Source organism: Novosphingobium sp. (assembly GCF_032093395.1).
Classification (GTDB): Bacteria; Pseudomonadota; Alphaproteobacteria; order Sphingomonadales; family Sphingomonadaceae; genus Novosphingobium.
Genome location: NZ_DAMDBA010000006.1, coordinates 1 through 15508 on the forward strand (window position 1 = coordinate 1; position 15508 = coordinate 15508).

Here is a 15508-nt window from a genome sequence, read left to right on the forward strand (position 1 = left end):
TGGCCGGAACGATCATAGGCTCGGGCACCGTCTCCAACGCGAACTATGCGCAAGTAGGATCGAGCTGCATCTCGGAAATCCGCGCCATCGAGATCATCCGCGACGGCAAGCCGACAACGCCGTTCATGGCGCATGGCGACACGATCCGCATGGAAGCACGCGGAGCAGCGGGCGAGAACCCGTTCGGCGCCATTCAACAGGGTGTGGTGGAGCGTTGATCCGGACGGCGGCGGAATGCGCCAGGTGTTTCGCCGATCCTCTTCGCCAGGAAACGCACGATCAGGGGAAAAGCACAGGCCGGCTATGACCAAAAGTGCTCACAATCGGCATCATCTTGTAATCGCCCGCTAATATCGTTTTCAATCGACGAATAGAACAATCGATTGAGTAAAATATGTTAACGTAAAACGATTTTTATAATATCGATTACAAAAGTGAAATTTCAGAATATTGACGGAAAGTTACGCTACTCCGCCAAAGGTCGGCGCAGTCCCTCTATAATGCCTGAACAAAACTTCATCGTCCTTGGCGTTTACCGGGACGGTCGGGCCAACTCAGGGGTGGGGGAATCCGAATGGAATGGTTCAAGGCTAATGCGCCGATCCGTCTCAAGCTGCTGATCGCTTTTGGCAGCTTCGTCGCCCTCGTGGCGTTTTCCGGAGCGGCCGGACTGATCGTCGGCGAAGAAAACGCGCTTTGGGCGGCGCTGGCATCGACGATCGTGGCGATCGCTTTGGCGGTAGCCTATCGCGAGGCCATTGCCGGGCCCTATGTGGCCACTGTCGTCCGGATGGAAGGATTGGCGGCCGGGGATCTCGAAAGTCCGATAGAGTTCACGCATTATCGCGATTGCGTGGGCCGCCTGACCCAGGCCATGTTCCAGTTCCGTGCCACCGCGCAGGCGGAAATCGTGGCGAACCGGGAGGCCCAGGCCAACGCCCTCGTCGTCCAGGGTATGGAAGAGAACTTCCGCGCCCTGTCTCAGGGCGATCTCACGGCGGACATCGTTGCAGACTATCCAGCCCAGTATGCGGCGCTGAAGGACAGCTTCAACGAGGCGCTGGCCAGCCTGCGCGGGTTGCTGGGATCGGTGAAAGCCAGCACCCAGAACAGCTTGGTCGGCTCGCGCGAGATCGCGCAGGCTTCCGAGGATCTCGCAAGGCGGACCGAAGGCAATGCCGCGAGCCTGGAACAGACTGCCGCGGCGATCGCGCAGATCGACGAGCGGCTCCGGGCGACGGCACATGCGGCCACGCGTTCCCTCAGCACGTCCGAGCAGGCGATGGGCGCGGTGCTGGAAGGCCGTGCGCGCACCGATGCGGCGGTCCAGGCGATGAATCGGGTGAGCGACAGCGCCAAGGGCATCGACGGCGTGATCGAGGGGCTGGACAAGATCGCCTTCCAGACGCGCGTCCTTGCCATGAACGCCGCCGTGGAAGCGGGGCGCGCAGGCGACGCGGGGCGCGGCTTCGCGGTCGTGGCCGATCTCGTTTCGGCACTCGCCATGCGGGCCGAGGAAGAGTCCAAGCGGGCGCGCGATCAGTTGGGTGTCACCCAGACCGACATCGAGGCGGCGGTGGACGCGGTGCAGAAAGTGGACTCCGCTTTCGGCGTGATCTCCTCCTCGGGCGAGGAAGTGACGCGCCTTGCGGGCCAGATCGCCGCCGACAACGACGCGCAGGCTGCCGCCATCGGCGAGATCAACACGGCAGTGGGCGCCATGGACCACGCGACCCAGCAAAACGCGGCCATGGTGGAGGAAACTTCGGCCGCCGCACGGAATCTGACCTCGGAAATCGCCGCTCTGGCGACCGAGGCCGATCGTTTCCGGATGGCACCCTCGGCACCGGGCCTGCGTTTGATCTCGCGGCACGGCTGAGCGGTTTCACCGCGGATTCGCGAAGGCTCCCCCGCCGACTGCGGCAGGGGAGCCTTTTTCGTTACTTCCAAGCGAGTCCGAGCGCCTTCTGGATCGCCACATAGTCCGCCGTCAGCGCGGCGCGGGCAGTGACCAGGTTCTGCTCCGCGCCGTTACGTTCGTTACGGGCATTGAGCCAGGTCACCTTGGTGGCGGTTCCGGCCTGGTAGCGCTGCTCGGTGAGGTTTTGCGCCAGCGCCGCCTTGTCCCGTGCACGCGCCAGCGAAGCCACGGTGACGCGGCCTTCGCGATAGCGGGCGAGCGAATCCTCGGCATCGCGCAGGGCGGTGAGCACCGTGCCGCGATAGCGCGCCTCGGCTTCGTCACGCACGGCTTCGGCCTGGTTGACCTTGGCCTTGCTGCGGCCGAAGTCGAGGAAGCTCCAGCTCAGTTGCGGAGCGGCTAGCGCGGTGAAGTCGTCCAGCTTGCCGAGGTCGCTGATCTTGGTGCCGCCGATGCCGATCAGCCCCATGAACGACAGCCGGGGGAACCGCGCCGCCTTGGCCTGGCCGATTTTCGCGGTGTCGGCAGCCAGTTCACGCTCTGCGGCGCGGATGTCGGGACGGTTGGCGATCAGGCGCGCCGGGTCGCCCACGGCCACCGTGGCCGGGGGCAGCGGGATATCCCCGGCCGCGGCAAGGGCGGCGTCGAGCGTGCCAGGTGCCTGCGCGGTAAGCACGGCCAGCGCGTTCATATAGGCGTCGCGCTCGGCCGCAAGCGGGGCGATCTGCGCGCGGGTGGAGGCGAGTTGCCCTTCCGCCTGCGCCACTTCCATCGCCGTGCCGGTGCCACCTTCGAAACGCTGGCGGGTGAGGCCAAGGGCTTCTTCCTGAAGCGCGATCGACTCCTGGCCCAGCACGATGCGCTGCTGCCGATCGCGCAAGTCGAGGTAGGTCTTGGCGACATTGGCGGCGATGCTGACCTGCACGTCGGCCAGGCTGGCCTCCGCGCCTTCCACACCGGCGCGGGCCGCTTCGACGGCGCGGCGCTGGCCGCCGAACAGGTCCACTTCCCAGCTGGCGTTGAAGCCCAGGTTGTAGAGATTGAGGTCGGAGCCGCTGCTGCCGCCGCTGTCGCTGCCTTCCCCACTGCCCGAGTCGCTTCCCGAATCTTCGGCCGCGCCGAACGCGACACCGGGCACGTGGGCATGGGCGTAGAGTGCCGAGGCGCTGGCCTTGGGTGCCAGGTTGGCGCGTTGCTCACCCAGCAAGGCGCGGGCCTGGCGCAGGCGCGCCTCGCCCACCGCGACGTCGGTATTGTTGGCCAGGGCCCTGGAGATCAGGTCGTCCAGCAACGGATCGCCCAGGGCTTTCCACCAGTCGGCCACCGGCGGTACCTCGGTGGTGGTCTGGGCATCGGCGCGCACGAAGGCGGCCGGCGTAGAGTCGGACACGGCCTTCGGCGGTCCGGCGTAGTTCGGGCCGACCGTGCAGGCCGACAGCAGGGTGGCCAGGGTTCCGGCGGAGAGTGCGGGGAGAAGGATCGAACGCATGGTGTACCTCAATGTCCCGTCGCCAGCGGCGCATTCTTGGGCAGCGGGCGAAGGAACAGGACGAGCGGAATGACGAAGACGATGCCCACCGACATCATCCAGAACATGTCGGCATAAGTCATCGTCAGCGACTGGATCTGAATGGTCGATTCAAGCGAGCGCAGGACTCCGGCGCCTTGCGCGGCGACATAGTCCTGCACGGCGACCGAGTTGGCGTTCAGGCTTTCCTCCAGGCGGCGGGCATGGAGCCAGAGCCGCTGGTCCTGGATCACGGCAATGCCTGCCAGGGCGAAGGAGCCGCCGAGGTTGCGCGCGGCGTTGTAGAGGCCGGAGGCGTCGCCCGCCTCTTCCTTCGGCACCGAGCGGATCGCCGCCTGGTTCAGGAACATCATGCAGAACACCGTGCCCATGCCGCGCAGGAGCTGCGATTCCACGAAGTCGCCGCCGTCCGAAAGCGGCGTGAGTCCCGTTTCCAGGTAGGCGCTGAGCGCCAGCACCGAAAGACCGAAGCCCACCGACAGGCGTATGTCGACATTGCGGATCAGCCAGGGCGTGATCGGCATCATCATCATCACCGGAATGCCGGAGAGCATGACCACCTGGCCGGACTGAAGCGAATTGTACCCCGCGATCGTCGAAAGAAACTGCGGGATCACGTAGGAGGTGCCGTAGATCACCATGCCCACGACCGTGACCATGGCAACGACGCTGCCGAACTGCCGGTCGAGCAGCAGCTTGAGCTTGATCACCGGCTTGCGCGCGAACACCTGCCCCAGTGCGATCAGCACCAGCCCCAGGATCGTCACCCCGGTGAGCATGACGATCAGTTCGGACGAGAACCATTGCTCGCGCTCACCTTCTTCCAGCACCACGGTCAGCCCGCCAAGGCCGAGGGCCAGGCCGAGGATGCCCATCCAGTCCGCCTCGCGGATGAGGGAGAGGTTGGACTTCTGGTGCGGAATTGCCACCAGCAGCAGGGTGGCCAGCGCGATGCCGACTGGCAGGTTGAGGAAGAAGGCGTAGTGCCAACTGACGTTCTCGGTCAGCCAGCCGCCCAGCACCGGGCCGACCACCGGGCCGAGCAGAGCGGTCGCGCCGAACAGGGCGTTGCCGATCGGCTGCTGCGCACGGGGCAGGCGGGTGGCCACGATGGTCATGGCGGTGGGGATCAGCGCGCCGCCGGTAAAGCCCTGGCCGACGCGGCCGATGATCATCATCGTCAGCGTGGTGGAAAGGCCGCACATGATGGAGAAGGCGGTGAACAGGGCCGAGGCGACGAGCAGCAACGTGCGCAGTCCCAGCAGGCGCTCCAGCCAGCCGGACAGCGGGATGATGACGATCTCGGCCACCAGATAGGCGGTTGCGATCCAGGTGCCTTCGGTGCCGCTGGCGCCGATCTCGCCCTGGATGGTGGGCAGGGAGCTGTTGACGATGGAGACGTCGAGCGTCGCCATCAGGGCGCCCAGCGTACCCGCGGCCACGGCCAGCCAGGCCGCGGCATCGGCGCGCTGTTCAGGTTGGGAATCCGAAGCGGCGGTGCTCACCGATTGCCGTCCCGGCGCGCTTCCTCTTGCTTGGCGACGGCGCCCTGGGTGCCCTTGGCGGCGATCGTGTCGACGGTAACGACGACCGACAGCCCGGGCACCAGCACGCGGCGGGCCTCGGGCCCGGCATCGATGGCGATGCGCACGGGCACGCGCTGGACGATCTTGGTGAAGTTGCCGGTCGCGTTCTGCGGCGGCAGCAGCGAGAACTGCGCGCCGGTGCCGGGCGAGATCGATTCGACGTGGCCGCGGATTTTGGTGCCGTCCAGCGCGTCTACCTGGATGGTCGCGGGCTGGCCGGGGCGCATCAGGCCGATCTGCGTTTCCTTGAAGTTGGCGGTGACGTAGAGCTTCGAGAGCGGCACCACCGTCATCAGGCGCGTGCCGGCCTGCACGAACTGCCCGGCCCGCACGGTGCGATCGCCGACGCGGCCGTCCACGCTGGCCTTGAGAACGGTGGAGCCGACATTGACATGGGCGGACGCCAGCTGCGCCTTGGCGGCTTCGCCCTGGGCTTCGGCCTGACGGATCTGGGCCTTGAGAGAGCCGATGCGGCGCTCGGCCGAAAGCAGGGCGGCGCGCTGTGCATCGGCGGCGGCGCGGGCCTTGGCGGCCTGGTTGCGCAAGTTGGCGAGCTGCTGCTTCGTTTCCGCACCGCTGGCCGCGAGGGGGGCATAACGCGCCGCTTCGCGCTCGGCATAGCGGGCGTCCGCCTCTGCCGAAGCCAGTTGGGCGCGGGCCTGGGCGATCCCGGCTTCCTGCTCGCTGATGCCGGCCCGCACGTTGTCGGCATTGGCCTTGGCGACCTCGATCTGGGCCTGATACTGCTGGGCCTGCGCATCGTAGTCGCGCGCGTCGATCCGCACCAGCGGCTGGCCTGTCTTCACGTCCTGGTTGTCAGTGACCAGCACGTCCTCGACATAGCCGGAAATCCGGGGCGAGATGGTGACGGCATCGGCCTGGATGAAGGCGTCGTTGGTGTCTTCCAGGTACTTGCCGCGCGTTTCGTAATGCAGCAACCAGGCACCCCCGGCCACGACCGCCACCACGACGCCAGCGAGCAGCACGAAACGCATGCGGGAACGTTTCGCCGGGGACGTCGTTTGCTGATTCGCGGTGTCGGGGGCCTCTTGCGATTCGCTCACATCGTTTGCCATCGGTCTCTTGCTCATGCCTTATTGCTGCATCGCAGCAGTGATATGTGGCGCACTTGCACCCGGACGAAGCATATGGCAATGCCATTTGATATGGTCCCACAATATTTCTTGTCATGAGTATCCAGCAGGATGTCCTGGAGCAGATGCGCGATCTGCACTTGCGGATGCATCGGTTGTTCAACGACCGCATGAGGGCGCAGGGCGCTTCGCTGGCGCAGCTTAAGCTATTAATGCTGATAGAGCGGTGCGGCGGAATGCGCTCGACGGACATCGCCGATGCCTTGGGACAGGCGCCCCGCACGGTGACGGAGGCGGTGGACGCATTGGAGCGGGATGGGCTGGTGGTGCGCAATCCGGATCCCAGCGATCGGCGGGCCAAGCGCATCAGCCTTACCGATGCCGGAAGCGCCGTGATACGCGAGGTGGAACCCCATCGCGACGTGTTTGCCGCGCAGTTTCTGGAGTGTCTGTCCGATCAGGACGTGGAGAGATTCCTAGCCATTCTCACGAAACTGAACGCACGCGTCGTTGAAATGGGCGCACCCAGCACCCTCGACGCGGCAGGTCTGGAAAGAAGGTCAGATCAGATCAAGTAAGCAGCAGTATCGTGACCAGCGCCACGCTGCCGGAGCAGCAGACCGCAGCGCACAATGCACGAAATTCGCAGACGCAAAACACGGATTCCAACCGTTCCATGGCGCTCTCCTGTATGATCCGCTCTATGGCGGTTGCACGCAGGATATCACCTTCCTTGCCGGGTAGGAAGAGAACATCGTTCTTGCGGCGACCATCGCTCCGGTGATCGATCGAGGGCGGTTGTCCGAAAAAGGCTGCCTCTATAATCCTTCATTCCAGCGTTTGCCGATGGCCGCGCGCTGCGGCTTGGGTTAAGGGGAGCCTTGGTCGAAGTGCGTGACCGGGGGACGACTGCCATCGACCGCCCGCGCTGCGGATTTTCAGACCGAAATCGCCCTGTAATTTTCCCTATAATTGCCGAGGCCAGGTAAACGACCATGAAGCCGACTACGCTCACCCGCTTTCTGATAGAACAGCAACGGGAGCCCAACTCCGCCTGCCCCGCCGAACTGCGCCTTCTGATCGAGACGGTTGCCCGCGCCTGCAAGGTGATTGCCCAGGCGATCTCCAAGGGTGCGCTGGGTGACGTGCTCGGCAGCCTGGGCTCCGAGAACGTGCAGGGAGAGGTCCAGAAGAAGCTGGACGTGATCGCCAACGACCTTCTGGTGGACGCGAACGAATGGGGCGGCCATCTCGCTGCCATGGCGTCGGAAGAGATGGAGACGATCCACCGTATTCCCGGCCGCTACCCCAAGGGCGAATACCTGCTGCTTTACGATCCCATCGACGGGTCCAGCAATATCGACGTCGATCTCTCGGTCGGTACCATCTTCTCGGTGTTCAAGGCACCCGAAGGCGCTTCGGGTCGTGAAGTGACCGAGGCGGACTTCCTCCAGAAGGGTCACGAACAGGTCGCTGCCGGCTATGCGATCTATGGCCCGCAGACGATGCTGGTCCTGACGATCGGCACCGGCGTCTACGAATTCACGCTGGACCGCGAAGTCGGCGCCTGGCGCATGACCGACGGCCCGCTCAAGATCGCTACGGGCAATCCCGAAGTGGCCATCAACATGGCGCGCCGCAGCCAGTGGTCGCCCGGCATCGCGCGCTACATCGACGAGCGCGTTGGCTGCATCGACGGTCCGCTGGCCGGCCAGTACAACATGCGCTGGACCGGATCGATGGTGGCGGACGTGCACCGCATCCTGAAGCGCGGCGGCGTGTTCCTGTACCCCTCGGATTACGCCAAGCCGGGCAAGGCGCGCCTGCGCCTGCTCTACGAGGCCAACCCGATGGCCCTCCTGATCGAACAGGCCGGCGGCGCCGCCACCGACGGCCGCGATCGCATCCTCGACGCGGAGGCCGTGGGCCTTCACCAGCGCATCGGCGTGGTGCTGGGCGACCCCGAGGAAGTGGCGAAAGTCCGCGAACTCTCGCTGGCGATGGACCTTCAGGCCGCTACGGTTTCCTGATCGACGCTCCGGCATGAAAAAGGCCCCGGTCGCATAAGCGATCGGGGCCTTTTTCGTTATTGTAGTGTTTTCGTCGTCGTCCCGGACTTGATCCGGGACCGCTGGCCGTGACCAGCCCACCCCGCGGCAGGGCGCCGGTCTGACCGCTCGCGCCTAAAGACCGCCAGCGGTCCCGGATCAAGTCCGGGACGACGCCTGTCTGCGGGGCCGTGTACGGCCAGCCTACCCGCGCTGGCTCACTTGCCGCTCCATGCGTGGCGCTTCGGCGTAAGGCATGATCAGTTCGCCATTGGGAGCCGCCGTGAACGTCGTCTGCGTGGGATAGGGGATCGAGATTCCTTCCGCCGCGAAGCGCTTCATGATCAGGACCAGCAGGCGGTCGCGCAGCGGGTGCGCCACCGACCAATCGGCCCCCGGCACGTCCACCAGCAAGGCGAAGTCGAGCGAACTGGCGCCGAACGTCTCGAACCCGGCCCGCGCGGCCTTGCCTCCGGCTTCCTCGACCAGTTCCTTGAGGATCGCGGGTACGCGCGCCAGCGTTTCGGGCGGCGTTTCGTAAGCGACCCCGATGGTGAAGGGCAGGCGGATATGGTCGCGCTTGGAGACGTTCAGAATTTCCATGTCCAGCAGCGACTTGTTCGAGATTATCCGCAGTTCGCCGGTATAGGCGCGGATGCGGGTGGACTTGAGGCCGATCGCCTCGATCGTGCCGGTGCTGGCACCGAAGCTGATCTGGTCGCCCTTGCTGAAGGGGCGGTCGAAGATGATGGCCAGCGCCGCGAAAAGGTCTGCAAAGATGCCCTGCGCGGCCAGACCGATGGCAATGCCGCCGACGCCCAGACCGGCGACGAGGCCCGTCACGTTGACGCCCAGGTTGTCCAGCAGGACCACGGCGGCCACGGCGAAGACCACCACGCTCACCAGCAGCCGGATCAGGCCCATGGCGTTGATGATCGTCTCGCCCTGGAAATGCTCGCTGGCGGTCTTGTGCTCGATGGCGCCCAGGATCAGCTCGCGGGCCCAGATCGCGCATTGCAGGACGGCGGCGATAGTGAAGAGGAACGTCACCAGGTTATCGAGCAGAGGCGGCGTCTGCGCGTAGTTGTCCACCACCTTGATGGCGACCATGATGATGAAATAATTGGTGGTTTTGGCGGCCACGCGGCCTACCACGGTGAGCCAGGCGCCCCGCGCCCGCACATGCGTTTGTCCCGGCCGGCAAAGGCGCGTGCCCAGCCTGCGCAGGGCGTAGAGCGCGGTGACGATGGCGAAGGCAATGGCACCGGCGATCAGGATCTGCAGCCAGTAGGCCTGGAACCAGTTGACCGTCGAATTGGTCAGATCCTGGATCTGTGCTTGCACATCGGGCGCCGGCGGCCTGGGAGCGGAGGTTGCGGGAGGGGGGGTGCTTGAAGCCATAGGTACTCTTCGTTCCGGTAAGCTGCTGGCGAGGTATGCTCGATGAGCACGACCCCGCCGATCTGGCGATCCGCCAAAGCGACCAGCACGATGCCGCGCTTCATGCCGCGCGGCTATCGATGCGAAGCCGAAACAATGGTTATGTCGATGAAATTGTTCCCGGCGGATTGATTGCCGGGCTACGGGAAGCCCTTGGGGTGCGTCAACAGGAGTACCGGTGGCCGGAGTATCGGTGGCCGGAGTATAGGTGGCCGGAGTATAGGTGGATTGTCGTCCCAGGCAGGCACCCGAAGGCGCCTCGTGCGTTTGTCGGTCGCAGCAGTGCCCGCATTCGCAGGAGGTCATGCCGTGCCAGAACCCGTTTCGCCGGAATCCTTTCCAGAAGATCGCCTGGTTTTCGTCCCTGACGATGTGGACTTGTCCCGCTCGCCCCTTGCCGGGCATCTGGATGCGGACACTTACGTGCTCGGCGCCTTCAATCCGGGGCTTACCCGTCTGCCGAGCGGCAACCTGCTGATGATGGTCCGGGTGGCCGAGGCTCTGCGCGATCCGATCCGCGACGGCCATGTCCATGCGATCCGCTGGGAAGGCGAGGAGGGAAGCGCGGGCCGCTACGTCCTCGATGCCTGGCCGCTGGAACATGCCGACACTGCCGATCCGCGCAAGTTCATGCTGCGCGGGGGCGGCTGGAAGATCATGGCGCTCACCTCGCTGTCCTGGCTGCTGCCGGTGGAACTGAGCGCCGACGGGCTGGAGGTGGTGGCCGTCCACTACGACCGTGCCGTGGCGCCGCGCAGCAGCCTGCAATGCTACGGTGTGGAGGACGCCCGGATCAGCAAGGTGGGCGCGGGCTGGCTGATGACGACCTGCTCGGTCAGCCCCGAGCGTCATTCGACGACGCTCTACAGCTCGGAGAACGGGCTGGACTGGCACTTCGAAGATATCGTGCTGGACCACCAGAACAAGGACATGCTGATCTTCGAGGGCCTGATCGACGGGCATTACTGGGCGCAGACCCGGCCGCTGGGCGATCTCTACTTCGCATATCCGCCCGGCAGCGAATGGCGCGCGGGACCGTCGATCAACCTGGCCCATTCTCCCGACGGTCTGTTCTGGAAGCCCTGCCGCCGTCCCGGCATCCGTCCCCATGCGGCCACCGTCGCCACCGCGCGCATGGGCGGCGGGGCGCCGCCGATCCTCACCGACGAGGGCTGGCTGACGCTGTGGCACGGGGTGGAGCCCAAGGAGATCGTGGGCATCTACCGCACCTACTGGTCGATCCTCGATCGCGACGATCCCTCCCGCGTGCTGCGTACTGGCCATGTCCCCCTGATCGAGGCGAACCCCGCTCTCACCCAGCCGCTGGAAGAGCAGATGTACTTGCGCGACGTTGTTTTCACGACAGGAATTGCCGAAGCCGGCGATCACTATGTGGTGGCCTCCGGAGAGGCAGATCTGGCCTGCCGTATAACCCATGTTGCGAAGTCGCGTTTCGAAAGAGCCTGAATGCGACGAACCGTGCGCGGGAGCGCGGAACCGGCCCTCTTTTCGTGGTTTAGGCAGCGCAGCACGGTTCCGATGAAGAGGGGCGAATGGTAAGCGTGAGTAGCGAAGGTCATCCTGGTTCTGTCCTGTCGATCATCCTGGCGGGAGGGCGCGGCAGCCGTCTCCACGACCTGACTGACCATGAGGCGAAGCCTGCCCTGCCGATCGGCCCGCACGGCCGCCTGATCGACTTCACGCTGGCCAATGCCGTCAATTCCGGCATGGGCGAAACGATGGTGCTGACGCAGTACCAGCCCGAGACGCTCCAGCGCCATCTGCTGGACTGCTGGCAGGCGGACGACGCTCGCCCGGCGATCTCGATCCTCGACGGCGCCGAATACGGGCCCTACGAAGGCACCGCCGCCGCCGTCGCCTGCATTGCCGACGAGATCGACCTGGTGGCGCCGCGCCATGTGGTGATCCTTGCCGGCGACCATCTCTACCAGATGGACTACCGCCCCTTCGTGGAACGGCATATCGCCAGCGGCGCGGAAGTGACCGTCGGCGTGGTCCATGTGCCTCGGGAGCAGGCCTCCGGGTTCGGCGTGCTGGAGGCGGATGCCTCGCATCGCGTCACCGCTTTCGTGGAAAAGCCCTTCATTGCGCCGGAAGCGCCCGACCGTCCCGGCCATGCCCTGGCCTCCATGGGCATCTACGTTTTCGAATGGAAGCTGCTGCGCGAGCTGCTGAAGGAAGTCGAAGGCACCGTTGCCGATCTCGACTTCGGCAAGCACATCATCCCTGCGCTGGTTTCCTGCGGCACCGCCTATGCCTATGCGCTGCCCGGGCGGCAGGGCCGAGAGCCGCTGTGGCAGGATCTGGGGACGCTGGACGCCTACCATGCCGTGCAGCGCCACCTTGTGGACGGATCGCTGCCGCTGGATCCTTCCTGGCCGGTGAATCATCCCGTCCATCACGGCCTGGGAGACCGCCGCGCGATCGGCTTCGGCTCCACCCTGCGCAATGTCGTGCTGCTGCCCGGTGCCCGGATCGGGCGGGCGGTGACGATATCGGACGCGATCGTGCTGGCCGATGCGGTGGTGCCCGATGGCTTCGACCTCGATGCGGAACTGGCCGAGCATGGCAAGTGGTGCACCGTATCGGAAGGCGGCATCCGCGTGATTTCGGCGCGGGCGCTGCAAAGGTTGGCCTCGCGTCGGCGGCGGCCCGTAGAACATGCGCCTGCTGCGCGTTCCCAGGACCGCTACCCGGATTCCGGCCCGCGCGCCTGCGTGGCGCGGGCCCGCGTTTCCGTTTCCTCCTTCTGAACGAGGCCCTCATGGATTTCGCCTTCGCCAAGCCCGAGCGGCAGCAGCACGAGCTGGGCGCCGAATTCACCGGTGAGGGAACGCACTTCGCGATCTTCTCCGAAAACGCCGAAGCCATGGAGCTTTGCCTGTTCTCCGAGGACGGCAAGGATGAAGTGGCGCGGCTGGAGATGCCCAGTCGCGAGGGATCGATCTTTTCCGGATACATTCCGGGCGTAAAGCCGGGTCAGCTTTACGGCTACCGCGCCCACGGCCGCTACGAGCCGGAACAGGGCCATCGCTTCAACCCCAACAAGCTGCTGCTCGATCCCTACGCCCGCGAGATCGCCGGGAAGCTGCAATGGGACGATGCGCTCTGGGGCTACGACCTCTCTACCGGCGACGACCTGACGTTCGACGACCGCGATTCCGCCTCCTTCATGGTGAAGGGCGTGGTGCAGGATCCGGCGTTCGACTGGGAGGGCGATAACTCCATTCGCCGCCCCTGGGGCGAAACGCTGGTCTACGAAGCCCATGTGCGCGGGCTGACGATGAGCCACCCGGACGTTCCGGAGGAGCTGCGCGGCACTTACGCCGGGATGGTCAGCGAGCCGATCCTCGACCATCTGCTCAAGCTGGGCGTCTCCGCCATCGAACTGCTGCCCTGCCAGTTCTTCCTCGACGACCGGATGCTGCTGGACAAGGGCCTGTCCAACTACTGGGGCTACCAGACCCTCGGCTATTTCGCGCCCGAGCCGCGTTATCTGGGACCGAAAGGCGGGGCGATCCGCCAGTTCAAGGACATGGTGAAGCGCTTCCACCAAGCCGGCATCGAAGTGATCATGGACGTGGTGTACAATCACACCGCCGAAGGCTCCGAGCGTGGCCCCACGCTGAGCTTCCGGGGCCTGGACAACGCCAGCTACTACGCACTTTCCCCCGAGAACCCGCGCTACAGCTTCGACCAGACCGGCACCGGCAATACGCTGAGCGTGGCGCATCCTATGGTCATCCGCATGGTGCTGGATTCGCTGCGCTACTGGGTGCAGGCCATGCACGTCGACGGCTTCCGCTTCGACCTCGCCTCCACGCTGGGCCGGGAGGCCCTAGGCTTCGACCGCGAGGGCGGCTTCTTCGACGCCATCCGGCAGGATCCGATCCTGTCGGGCGTGAAGCTGATCGCGGAGCCTTGGGACGTGGGCAGCGGCGGCTATCAGGTCGGCGGCTTCCCCTATCCCTTCCGCGAATGGAACGACAAGTTCCGCGACACCGCGCGCGGGTTCTGGCGCGGCGATCCGGCACTGGTGGGCGATCTTGCCAACCACCTGATCGGCTCGCCCGAGCAGTTCAACCATTCCGATCGCGGCGCGACCTCCTCGGTCAATTTCCTGGCCGCGCATGACGGTTTCACGCTGATGGATACCGTGTCCTACAACGATCGCCACAACGAGGCGAACGGCGAGGGCGGGGCGGACGGCCACGACAACAACCTGTCTGACGACATGGGTGCCGAAGGGCCGACCGAGGACGAGGGCATCCAGTCCGCACGCGCCGCCCGCCGCCGCGCCATGCTGGCAACGCTGCTGCTGAGCCAGGGCGTGCCGATGATCCTGGCCGGGGACGAGATCGGCAACAGCCAGAACGGCAACAACAACGTCTATTGCCAGGACAACGAGACGGCCTGGATCGACTGGGCCGGCAAGGACGACGCGCTGCTGGAGTTCTGCACGCGCATGATCGGCTTCCGCCGCGACCATCCGGTGCTCTCGCAGGACAACTTCCTGAGCGGCGACCCCGCCGAGGACGGCCGGGTGGAGATCGCCTGGCACCAGCCCGACGGACGGGAGATGGACGCCGAACTCTGGGGCCGGGCGGAACTGCGCGTCCTGGGTTTCTTCCTGAGCTATTCCGCGCAGGAAGCCTTCGTGGAAGGCGAAAGGCCGCTGTTCATCGTGCTCAACGCGGGCGACGAAGTGACGTTCACCCTGCCGGAGCACAATGGCGTCACGCAGTGGCACCGCGTGCTCGATACTGCGCGCGGCGATGCCTTCGCGGCGGAAGCGGTGGAGGACGGCACGGCAGTGGTTGCCGCCGCCAGCGTCTGCGTCTTCGCACCGGAGTGACGGAGATGACCACGGCCGGCGACGCGCATTTCGCCAAATCCTGGGGTGCGGAGCCGCTGCCCGATGGTCGCTGGTGCTTCAGCCTCTGGGCGCCCGATGCGCGCGAGGTGGCCGTGGAACTGCCTACTGGAGAAGTTCCGCTGGAAAGCGAGGCGGACGGCTGGTGGAGCATCGAGGCGGAAGCCGCGGCGGGCGACGCCTATCGCGTCGTGGTGGACGGCGAGGCCTATCCCGATCCCGCCGCCCGTGCCCAACAGGGCGATGTCCATGGCCCCTCATTGCTGGTCGATCCCGCCGCTTTCGGCTGGCAGAGCGAATGGCGCGGCCTGCCGTGGCACGAGGCGGTCGTCTACGAACTGCACTTGGGCACCTTCACGGAAGAAGGCACTTTTGCCGCCGCCGCCAGGGAACTGCCGCGCCTGCGCGATCTGGGGATCACGCTGGTCGAACTGCTGCCAGTGGCGCAGTTCGACGGGCAGCGGGGCTGGGGATACGACGGGATGCTCCCTTATGCGCCGCACAATGCCTATGGTTCACCCGACGATTTCCGGCGCTTCGTGGACGCCGCCCAAGCTCTGGGCATGGGCGTGCTGCTGGACGTGGTCTACAACCACCTCGGCCCCTCGGGAAACTACCTGCCGGCCTGGTGCCCCGCGTTCTTCCACCCCGAGCGTCGCTCGCCTTGGGGGCAAGGCATCGCCTACGAGGCGCGGCCGGTGCGCGACTATTTCATCGAAAACGCCCTGTACTGGCTGACGGAATACCGGCTCGACGGGCTGCGGCTCGATGCCGTCCATGCCATCGAGGACCATTCTCCCGTCCACTTCCTCGACGAACTGGGCGCGCGCGTCCGCGCGGAGGCATGGGGGCGGCCGATCCACCTCGTCACCGAGGACGAACGCAACCTGGCGCGCTACTTCGCCGCCGAGGCGCCGTTCGACGCCACCTGGAACGACGACTGGCATCACGCCATCCACTGCCTGCTGACCGGCGAGGACGAGGCCTATTACGCGCC

Annotated in this window: 11 protein-coding genes and 1 pseudogene; 8 read left to right on the forward strand and 4 right to left on the reverse strand. The window is 65.7% G+C overall.

Annotation, left to right across the window (positions count from 1 at the left end):
* A pseudogene (locus tag RT424_RS03565) lies at positions 1-218 on the forward strand (fumarylacetoacetate hydrolase family protein); the annotation flags it as partial.
* Between the two features lie 356 nt (positions 219-574).
* A complete protein-coding gene (locus RT424_RS03570) occupies positions 575-1879 on the forward strand; it encodes a methyl-accepting chemotaxis protein (RefSeq protein WP_313434594.1) in 1305 nt (434 codons plus the stop codon).
* Between the two features lie 61 nt (positions 1880-1940).
* On the opposite strand, the gene RT424_RS03575 is transcribed toward RT424_RS03570, so the two are convergent.
* The 3 genes from RT424_RS03575 to RT424_RS03585 are packed head-to-tail and all read right to left on the reverse strand — an operon-like array spanning position 1941 to position 6111.
* Positions 1941-3410 carry an efflux transporter outer membrane subunit gene (locus RT424_RS03575; RefSeq protein ID WP_313434595.1) on the reverse strand — a complete coding sequence of 490 codons (1470 nt, stop codon included), beginning with the start codon at positions 3408-3410 and terminating at the stop codon, positions 1941-1943.
* 8 nt (positions 3411-3418) lie between these two features.
* Positions 3419-4954, reverse strand: a complete 1536-nt coding sequence (locus RT424_RS03580) for an MDR family MFS transporter (RefSeq protein ID WP_313434596.1) — start codon at positions 4952-4954, stop codon at positions 3419-3421.
* Positions 4951-6111, reverse strand: coding sequence for an HlyD family secretion protein (locus RT424_RS03585; RefSeq protein ID WP_313434680.1), 1161 nt, complete (start codon positions 6109-6111; stop codon positions 4951-4953). Before RT424_RS03585 ends, RT424_RS03580 begins: the two co-directional genes overlap by 4 nt.
* Before the next feature lie 143 nt (positions 6112-6254).
* On the opposite strand from RT424_RS03585, the gene RT424_RS03590 reads away from it, so the two are divergent.
* Positions 6255-6707 carry a MarR family transcriptional regulator gene (locus tag RT424_RS03590; protein WP_313434597.1) on the forward strand — a complete coding sequence of 151 codons (453 nt, stop codon included), beginning with the start codon at positions 6255-6257 and terminating at the stop codon, positions 6705-6707.
* Positions 6708-7124: 417 nt separating this feature from the next.
* Positions 7125-8159, forward strand: coding sequence for a class 1 fructose-bisphosphatase (locus RT424_RS03595; protein WP_313434598.1), 1035 nt, complete (start codon positions 7125-7127; stop codon positions 8157-8159).
* A 222-nt stretch (positions 8160-8381) separates the two neighbouring features.
* Here the strand turns inward: RT424_RS03595 and RT424_RS03600 are convergent, their stop codons facing one another.
* Complete coding sequence (locus tag RT424_RS03600) at positions 8382-9578, reverse strand: mechanosensitive ion channel family protein (protein ID WP_409521433.1); 1197 nt, start codon at positions 9576-9578, stop codon at positions 8382-8384.
* A 348-nt stretch (positions 9579-9926) separates the two neighbouring features.
* Here RT424_RS03600 and RT424_RS03605 point away from each other — a divergent pair, with 348 nt between their 5' ends.
* The 4 genes from RT424_RS03605 to RT424_RS03620 all read left to right on the forward strand — a co-directional run.
* Positions 9927-11084, forward strand: a complete 1158-nt coding sequence (locus RT424_RS03605; protein WP_313434600.1) for a glycosidase — start codon at positions 9927-9929, stop codon at positions 11082-11084.
* 95 nt (positions 11085-11179) lie between these two features.
* Positions 11180-12391, forward strand: coding sequence for a sugar phosphate nucleotidyltransferase (locus tag RT424_RS03610; RefSeq protein ID WP_313434601.1), 1212 nt, complete (start codon positions 11180-11182; stop codon positions 12389-12391).
* 11 nt (positions 12392-12402) lie between these two features.
* Positions 12403-14493, forward strand: coding sequence for a glycogen debranching protein GlgX (glgX, locus tag RT424_RS03615; RefSeq protein WP_313434602.1), 2091 nt, complete (start codon positions 12403-12405; stop codon positions 14491-14493).
* 5 nt (positions 14494-14498) lie between these two features.
* The coding region (locus RT424_RS03620) for an alpha-amylase family glycosyl hydrolase (RefSeq protein ID WP_313434603.1) at positions 14499-15508 on the forward strand (1010 nt) is incomplete at its 3' end.